Source organism: Mycobacterium sp., from assembly GCF_052144515.1.
Lineage (GTDB): Bacteria > Actinomycetota > Actinomycetes > Mycobacteriales > Mycobacteriaceae > Mycobacterium.
On sequence record NZ_JBKQQD010000432.1, the window covers coordinates 1 to 6945 of the forward strand.

General features: G+C 65.6%; 9 protein-coding genes and 1 pseudogene. 4 read left to right on the forward strand and 6 right to left on the reverse strand.

All coding sequences use genetic code 11. The annotated features are described in order from the left end of the window. The 5 genes from ACLP9N_RS29410 to ACLP9N_RS29430 all read right to left on the reverse strand — a co-directional run. A partial coding sequence (locus ACLP9N_RS29410) for an MmpS family transport accessory protein (RefSeq protein ID WP_442410675.1) occupies positions 1 to 353 on the reverse strand: 353 nt, incomplete at its 3' end. Positions 354 to 680: 327 nt separating this feature from the next. Continuing rightward, on the reverse strand, positions 681 to 1289 hold the full coding sequence (locus ACLP9N_RS29415; RefSeq protein ID WP_442410676.1) for a TetR family transcriptional regulator: 609 nt from the start codon (positions 1287 to 1289) through the stop codon (positions 681 to 683). A gap of 54 nt (positions 1290 to 1343) precedes the next feature. After that, positions 1344 to 2264: an alpha/beta hydrolase gene (locus tag ACLP9N_RS29420; protein WP_442410668.1), complete on the reverse strand. Its 921-nt coding sequence runs from the start codon at positions 2262 to 2264 to the stop codon at positions 1344 to 1346. A 96-nt stretch (positions 2265 to 2360) separates the two neighbouring features. Beyond that, positions 2361 to 2963: a methylated-DNA--[protein]-cysteine S-methyltransferase gene (locus tag ACLP9N_RS29425; protein WP_442410669.1), complete on the reverse strand. Its 603-nt coding sequence runs from the start codon at positions 2961 to 2963 to the stop codon at positions 2361 to 2363. Next, a complete protein-coding gene (locus ACLP9N_RS29430; protein WP_442410670.1) occupies positions 2960 to 3466 on the reverse strand; it encodes an RNA polymerase sigma factor in 507 nt (168 codons plus the stop codon). Before ACLP9N_RS29430 ends, ACLP9N_RS29425 begins: the two co-directional genes overlap by 4 nt. 188 nt (positions 3467 to 3654) lie before the next feature. Between ACLP9N_RS29430 and ACLP9N_RS29435 the strand changes: the two genes are divergently transcribed. From ACLP9N_RS29435 to ACLP9N_RS29445, 3 genes are read left to right on the forward strand one after another with little or no spacing between them, the layout of a single operon-like run. Beyond that, a complete protein-coding gene (locus ACLP9N_RS29435) occupies positions 3655 to 4167 on the forward strand; it encodes a methylated-DNA--[protein]-cysteine S-methyltransferase (protein WP_442410671.1) in 513 nt (170 codons plus the stop codon). Further along, positions 4167 to 4880: a 2OG-Fe(II) oxygenase gene (locus tag ACLP9N_RS29440; protein WP_442410672.1), complete on the forward strand. Its 714-nt coding sequence runs from the start codon at positions 4167 to 4169 to the stop codon at positions 4878 to 4880. Before ACLP9N_RS29435 ends, ACLP9N_RS29440 begins: the two co-directional genes overlap by 1 nt. Before the next feature lie 31 nt (positions 4881 to 4911). Continuing rightward, positions 4912 to 5595 carry a nitroreductase family protein gene (locus tag ACLP9N_RS29445; protein WP_442410673.1) on the forward strand — a complete coding sequence of 228 codons (684 nt, stop codon included), beginning with the start codon at positions 4912 to 4914 and terminating at the stop codon, positions 5593 to 5595. 42 nt (positions 5596 to 5637) lie between these two features. On the opposite strand, the pseudogene ACLP9N_RS29450 reads toward ACLP9N_RS29445, so the two are convergent. Then, a pseudogene (locus tag ACLP9N_RS29450) lies at positions 5638 to 5778 on the reverse strand (transposase); the annotation flags it as partial. 182 nt (positions 5779 to 5960) lie between these two features. Here ACLP9N_RS29450 and ACLP9N_RS29455 point away from each other — a divergent pair. Then, on the forward strand, positions 5961 to 6785 hold the full coding sequence (locus tag ACLP9N_RS29455) for an IclR family transcriptional regulator (RefSeq protein ID WP_442410674.1): 825 nt from the start codon (positions 5961 to 5963) through the stop codon (positions 6783 to 6785). Positions 6786 to 6945: the final 160 nt, after the last annotated feature.

The window sequence follows — 6945 nt, forward strand, 5'->3', positions numbered from 1 at the left end:
ACTTCGTTATCGATGGTGATGCGGCAACCGAGGTAGTCACCGTCGCTTTGCGCCGAGATGTTCGGGAAGACCGAGGGAGCGGTCGTGCTAAGCACCAGCGTCCAGGGCAGCGGCGCATCGTCCACCCGCTTCGGGTCGGCGCCGAGATCCAAGTAGTTCACGTTGGCATGACTGGCCGAGCCGAAGACCTCGTACTTGACGACCTTGGGCTTGAACGGCTTGGAATCATCAAGGCGTGGGCTCGTCATGACGCCGGTGTCGTGGGCGCCGAAATACGACTTGACCCGGACCACCGCAAAGCCGCCGATCACCACGACCGCCACGATCAACAGCGGCAACCACGCGTTGCGCACAACCTTCGATGCCGGCACCTGGGTGGTTCCCTTTCTTGTCACGCGACGGTCATGTGGTTGCCTTCATGGCACGACGGCCCAGGCGGGGTACTGCGCAGGTGGGCGGCCACGAGCTGTCATGCGCCACAACGGAATTCGGCGGTTGCACCGATGCGGGCGCGCTCGACCGTCAGGTGCTGGGACAGCGGCCCAAGCACACCGGCGATCGCCCCCGGTACCGACACGTGCTTCGCATTGCTGAAGCGTTCTCGAGCACCCGCACCAGCGCATAGTACATGATGTGCATATTTTGCAGAGTATGCAAGTTATGTGTCGCCGGTCACTTTGTCACTGGGTGAAGATGCTGTTGACCAGCGCAGCAGCGCGTTCAACGTAGGGCATCGGCGTGTCGTCGGCATCCTCTGGCTCGCCGCTGGACCAGCGCTCGATGCCCGAACGCACGGCCGTCAACGCAATCGCAGCGATCAAAGCGGGTATCTCGTCGTCGGGCCGCATCGCCTGGCGGCGGGCAACAACGTCGGTCAAGTGCTTCTGAAACCGCTCCAAATCGGCGAGGAATGCCGCTAACACCGCGGGGGTCGTTTTGGCGAGTTCCAACATGCTGACCGCCTGTTCGCGCGCCGGGGGCATGTCACGCAGATGGTGGGCCGCCAAAGTGATCAGCTCCGCCAGCACTACCGAATAGGGAGCGGGTCCCGCGGCGACGAAATCCGCGACCAGCTCGGGGGGTATGTCGGAGGGGCCGTAGGCGATCGCGGACTCTTTGTTCGGGAAGTAATTGAAGAACGTGCGCGGTGAAATTCCGGCCGCGACACAGATGTCCTCGATGGTCACCCTGTCGAAGCCGCGTTCGCGGGCCAGGCGCACGGCGGCGTCGCGGATGTCCGCACTGGTCTGACGGCGGCGGCGCTCGCGCAGACCCATCTGATTCGCCATAACCCTCATAGTTGCACTCTATGCACACTTTGCAGTCAAATGGCGACAGATTGGTCACCTGACGAGGGCATCTCGCAGGTGATCGCGCTGACTGGCGAAGAACTTCACCGAAATCGGCGCCTTGTCGGCGATCTGGTCGAACGCGTGAAAGGCCCCGGGAGCGATCTCCTCGTGCACCGGAACGCCCGCCGCCCGCAGGCGTCGCGCGTAGTCCAGACACTCCTGATAGAACAGGTCCAACGTCCCGACCCCGATCCAGGGCGGAGGCAGGCCGGACAAATCTTCTCTGCGCGCCGGCGCGGCCTCAACCGGATCCGCTCCGTTCAGGTACCAGCGCCACGCCAGTTGGTTGTCGCTTCCGGTCCACATGAACCGCCTGCAGCCGTCACGATCGGCGCCGGTGCGATCGTCGAGCATCGGGTATACCAGCATCTGGAAGGCGAGTTTGACCTCGCCGCGATCGTGAGCCCGCTGCGCCACCGCCGCCGCGAAATGTCCACCGGCACTGGCCCCGCCGACTGCCACTCGATCCGGGTCCACCCATCGTTGCCGCGCCAGCCACCGCAGCGCCGCATAGCAGTCTTCGACCGGGGCCGGATACGGATGCTCGGGTGCCAGCCGGTGCTGCACCGCGGCCACCGCGACACCGGTGAGATGGGACAGCTTGCGCAGAAACCTGTCGTCCTGGGCGGCATGGCCCATGATCGTGCCGCCACCGTGGATCCACAACAGCGCGGGCGCCCGTTCGGGCAGGCCGGCAGGACGATGCAGGCGTACGGTGACGTGCTCGTCGACCGCCGCCACCGGTACGCTACGGATCCGGCCCGCGTTCCCCATCAGATTCATGAGCGCCCGCTGGATTCTGTAGCCGCGGTGCAGCGCATTTCCCCGCCGCAAGAATCGGGCCGCCTTGCGCAAACCGGGATCCAACGCCTGTCGCGAGGTGAAGGCGTTGTCGGGGAATCCATTTGCCATCGCGTGCTCTTCTGTTCCCTTGCGCCGGCCCGAGTCGACCATACATGCTGCGCATAACGTCCACACACGCCCCGCGGCCACCGCGCCGCTGTGCCGTCATCCGGCCCGTTCGAGATCGAGCAGGGCGCGCTTGGCGGCGGGGCCGCCCCGGTAGGCGCCGACCGTCCCATCAGATCGGATCACCCGGTGACACGGCACGAAGATTGGGATCGGGTTGGTCGCGCACGCGGTACCGACGGCGCGCAGCGCCCTGGGGGAGCCGGACAGCCGGGCCAGTGCGGCATAGCTGGCGGTGGCGCCGTAGCCGACGTCGGCGTTGAGGTGTTCTAGGACTTTGCGCCGAAAGCCGTGTGACAGCGACCAGTCCAGCGCGACGTCAAAGCTGTGCCGCCGGCCAGTGAGATATTCGTCGAGTTGTCGCACGATCGGATCCAGCCGCGTGGGCGCTTCGAGCACACGCGGGCTGATACGCGAAGCCAGGTCCTGCAGCGCGCTGTCGTGGTCTTCGTTGGCAAACGCCACCCGCAGCAGTCCGCGCGGGGTGGCCGCCAACAGCAGTGGGCCGACGACGGAATCGACTGTGCGGTAGGCGATGTCGAGGAGATCGCCGGCCTGGGCGTTCCTTTCCAGGCGGGCGTGCAGGCGCCGCAGATGATCCGGGTCGACGGGTAAGTGCTTGGTGAGGTCATGGGTGGTCATCGGTGATTCCGTGCGGTGTCGATAGGGGGATAGGTGCGTCGGAGGGTGGCGATCCCGTCGGCCGCGGCGCGCCGGGCGGCGGCAACGCTGCTGTCGAGAATCGCCGCGATCTCGGAGTAGGGCAGTCCGGCCACATAGTGGTAGGCCACGGCCCGGCGCTGCTTGGGCGGCAGCGCGCCCACCGCCGCGTACAGGTCGGGATCGTGGGTGTCCGCCCGCTCACGTGCGGGCGAATCGGGGGGATCGCCAACGGGGACGGCCCGCCGTGACGCTATGCGGGTGATGTCGATGGCTTTGCGGTGAGCGATGGTCACCAGCCACGCTTCGATGTTGGCGTCGGCCGGCAGCTGCGGGTAGGCCTTCAGGGCGGCCAGGAATGTGTCCGACCAGGCGTCATCGGCGTCGGCGTGGCCGACCACCGCACGAACGACCCGCAACACCGTGGCACCGTGTTGTGCCACAACGGCCTCAAACGGCGGCTTGGCGTGCTTGTCGTCGTTCACCCTGATGTCACCGACAGGTTCCGGTAAGCATTCGAGTTCCTCCGTAACTCTCACTCTGAAGACGTCGGCGCGTTGTTGAATGTGAGAAACGTGTTCATGGCTAGCAGACCATCCGGTCGCGGCCGCCGCATAGGTGGGACCTCACGCTTCCGGGCCGCCCGTCGTTTACCGAGAAGGGAGGTTGAACCATGCAGACACGACACATGGTGATCGATAGCCCACTCGGCGAGCTGACACTCGTCGCAAACGGTGAAGCCCTGACGGGACTGTATTTCCGGCACCACTGGCATGGGCCCGCAGCTGATGCCCTGGGTCGCTACGTTGAGCCGGCCGCCGACATGCTGTTCGGTCAGGCGGCTGACCAACTGCACGACTACCTGACCGGAGGGCGCGAACAGTTCGATCTGCCCGTCGCCCTGATCGGCGAGCCGCACCACCGGCGAGTCTGGGAACTGCTGGTCGACATTGCCTACGGCGAGACCGTCACCTATGGCGAGCTGGCCGCCAAACTGGCTGACGGCACCACCGCATACGAGGTCGGCCAGGCGGTGGGGCGCAATCCGCTGAGCATCATCGTTCCCTGTCACCGCGTCGTCGGGAAGAACGGCGCCCTGACCGGATACGCGGGCGGCCTGAAGCGCAAACGATTCCTGCTGGACCTCGAGGAGCCGGTGCCCGCCGCGGCTGGCAGATTGTTCTGATGCCATCGACATGGCAGCGGCGCGTCGACGCCGCTGACTGGGAGGCGGTCACCGCCGACATGAATGATGTTGGCGGTGCGCTGCTCCCACAGCTGCTCACTCCCACCGAGTGTGCAGCGTTGCTCGATCTCTACTCCGACGACAGCTTGTTTCGCGCCACCGTCGACATGACCCGGCACCGCTATGGGCAAGGCGAGTACCGCTACTTCAAACGGCCCTACCTGCGCCCGATCGAAGAACTGAAGCACGCACTCTATCCGCGATTGCTGCCGATCGCCCGCGACTGGTGGACCAAGCTGCGCCGCGACGCTCCCTGGCCCGACACCCTCGACGAATGGCTGGACATGTGCCATCGCGCCGGCCAAACCAAACCCACCGCCCTATTGCTCAAATACGGGCCGGGTGACTGGAACGCGCTGCACCGAGACCTGTACGGAGAACTCGTCTTTCCGATGCAGGTGGTCATCAATCTCAACGAACCGGGCGCCGAGCACACCGGCGGCGAATTCCTTCTCGTGGAGCAACGACCCCGCGCGCAGTCGCGCGGCACCGCGACCACGCTGCCGCAAGGACACGGCTATATCTTCACCACCAGAGAACGGCCCATCCGCTCGACGCGGGGATGGTCGGCCGCCCCGGTGCGACACGGGGTGTCGGTGGTCCGCTCCGGTCAGCGCTGCACCCTCGGCCTGATCTTTCACGACGCTGCCTGAACACTTCCGGCCCTGCGGCACCATGGTGGTCATGGAGTTGTACGACGTGATGCGATCCACGCCCGCGGTGCGCGAGTTCACCGACGACCCGCTTCCCGACGATGTCCTCGGCCGGATTCTCGACAACGCCCGCTTCGCACCGTCCGGCGGCAACCGGCAGGGCGTGCGCGTCGTCGTCGTGCGCGCGAAAGAGACGCGGTCGGCCCTGGCGGACCTGGCGCTTCCCGCGGCCCGCCGATACGCCGCTCAGCTCGCCAACGGCGAGTCACCGTGGAATCCGTTGGCACCGACCGGCGTTACGCGGCCCACGATCGAGGCGACGGCACCACCGGCGCCTCACGAAGCGGAGCCAACATCTGCGTGGGCGCCGGACGGCGATACTTCAGGAGACCAGGCAGGCTGCTCGCATCCAGGAGACGATGAATTGACACGGATCGCGCCTTCGACGGCCTTCGACTCGGTGCCGACACAGGATCTCGGTCAAGGCGATCGGATCAATCTCGGCGTCGCGGCGATCATGGCCCCGACAATGATCCGATTGGCCTTCATGGTGGTTTTCCTATCTGTCCGCCCGCCGCCTCGCGCCGCGTCGTTACGGCAAGTACACAAGGGCCAGCCCGCTACCGATCCCAACAAAAAGGATCCTCTGTTGCGTGAAAATAGAAAAGGCGGACAAATCAAGCCCATAAAACATGACGCCTACACCTGCTTTTGATTCAAGTGGACGTTCACATTGGGGGAGCAGCCGTTAGGGGGTGGCGTTCTCACGCTTAAGATCCTGGAGCCGTTTGGCGTCCGCGGCCTGCAATCCGCCGAACTGGTTGCGCTGCCGACGATGCGTCGCTTCGGAGACACCCAGCTCGCGGCACGCCGCGGCGGTGTCTTTGCCCTTGCCAATCGCAACGATTTTTGCGTACTCCCCGCGAGGGGACTAGTAGTAATCGGGCCTGGCGTCTTGTTGGGCGGCACAAGTGAGTAGTCGACTACGCTAGTCCGGCTTGACCACTGGCGGGAAACTTCAGGGCGAGTCACTATTAACCATCAAGTCGCCCGGTACTGGTCGAATGCAGTGAGGCCCACATGGATGTCTCGACGTATCCACCTTCAACACTTGCCGTCGGCGCAAGCCCGCCTAGCCCGGTCGGCGATGCCGGTGCTAAGCCACAGCAGTTGGCAGGACCGGTACCGCCAGTCGCGGCGGGGCGGGGAGTCCTAGACGGTGCGTTTGCTGTGTTGGATGCTCTTGCTCACGCAGAGGAGGGCCTTGGACTGACCGCGCTGGCCCGCGCGAGTGGGCTGGCTAAAACGTCGGTGCATCGGCTCGCCGAACAACTCGTCACGCTCGGCGCGGTGCAGTGCGTCGAGCGCCGTTACTATGTCGGGCCGCGGATGCTGCGCATCGGGCAGCGCTGGCAGCCGGACCCGTCGCTACGGCGCTTTGCGCAGGCGCCGGTGCATGCCCTTGCCGTGCAATCGCACGCAATGGCGTCGCTGCGGATCTTGCATGAACGTCGCCTCCGATACATCTGCGCCGCTGTGCCCCACGGCCACGCCTGCATGCCCGACCCCGCCGACCCCGAATCGATCGCCCGAACCGCCACCGGACGCGTCCTCTACGCGACCCAACCCGCCGGTGGTGGCATGCTTCCCGACTGCTGGACCCAACGCGAATGGCGCAACCTTCGCGACTCCCTCCGCGAACCGCGCGCGACAGTGGTCGACCATCAAGACGCGGTTGCCGGCATCTGTTGCGTTTCGGCGCCCGCGTGGTGGCCGAATGGGGCTTGCGCCGGCGCGGTCACCGTCACGGTTCACGCAGACGATCCACCCACCGGCCTGCCAACCCTGGTGTCCTACACCGCGTGTCGGATCGGCGCCGCCCTTCGGCAACTAAAGCCGAAATGACGGGTGATGTTCCGGAACGCCGCCTGCGGTTCGCCTAGGACGCTGCTGATGTAGTGCCCTCTGCGGGGCGGGTTGCCGGTGTGGTTGGTGTGCCCGAAGTGGTGTGTGGTGGACGGCATTGTTGGTCGAGGTGCTGGTACTGCCTGGCGGTCGGGTCCGG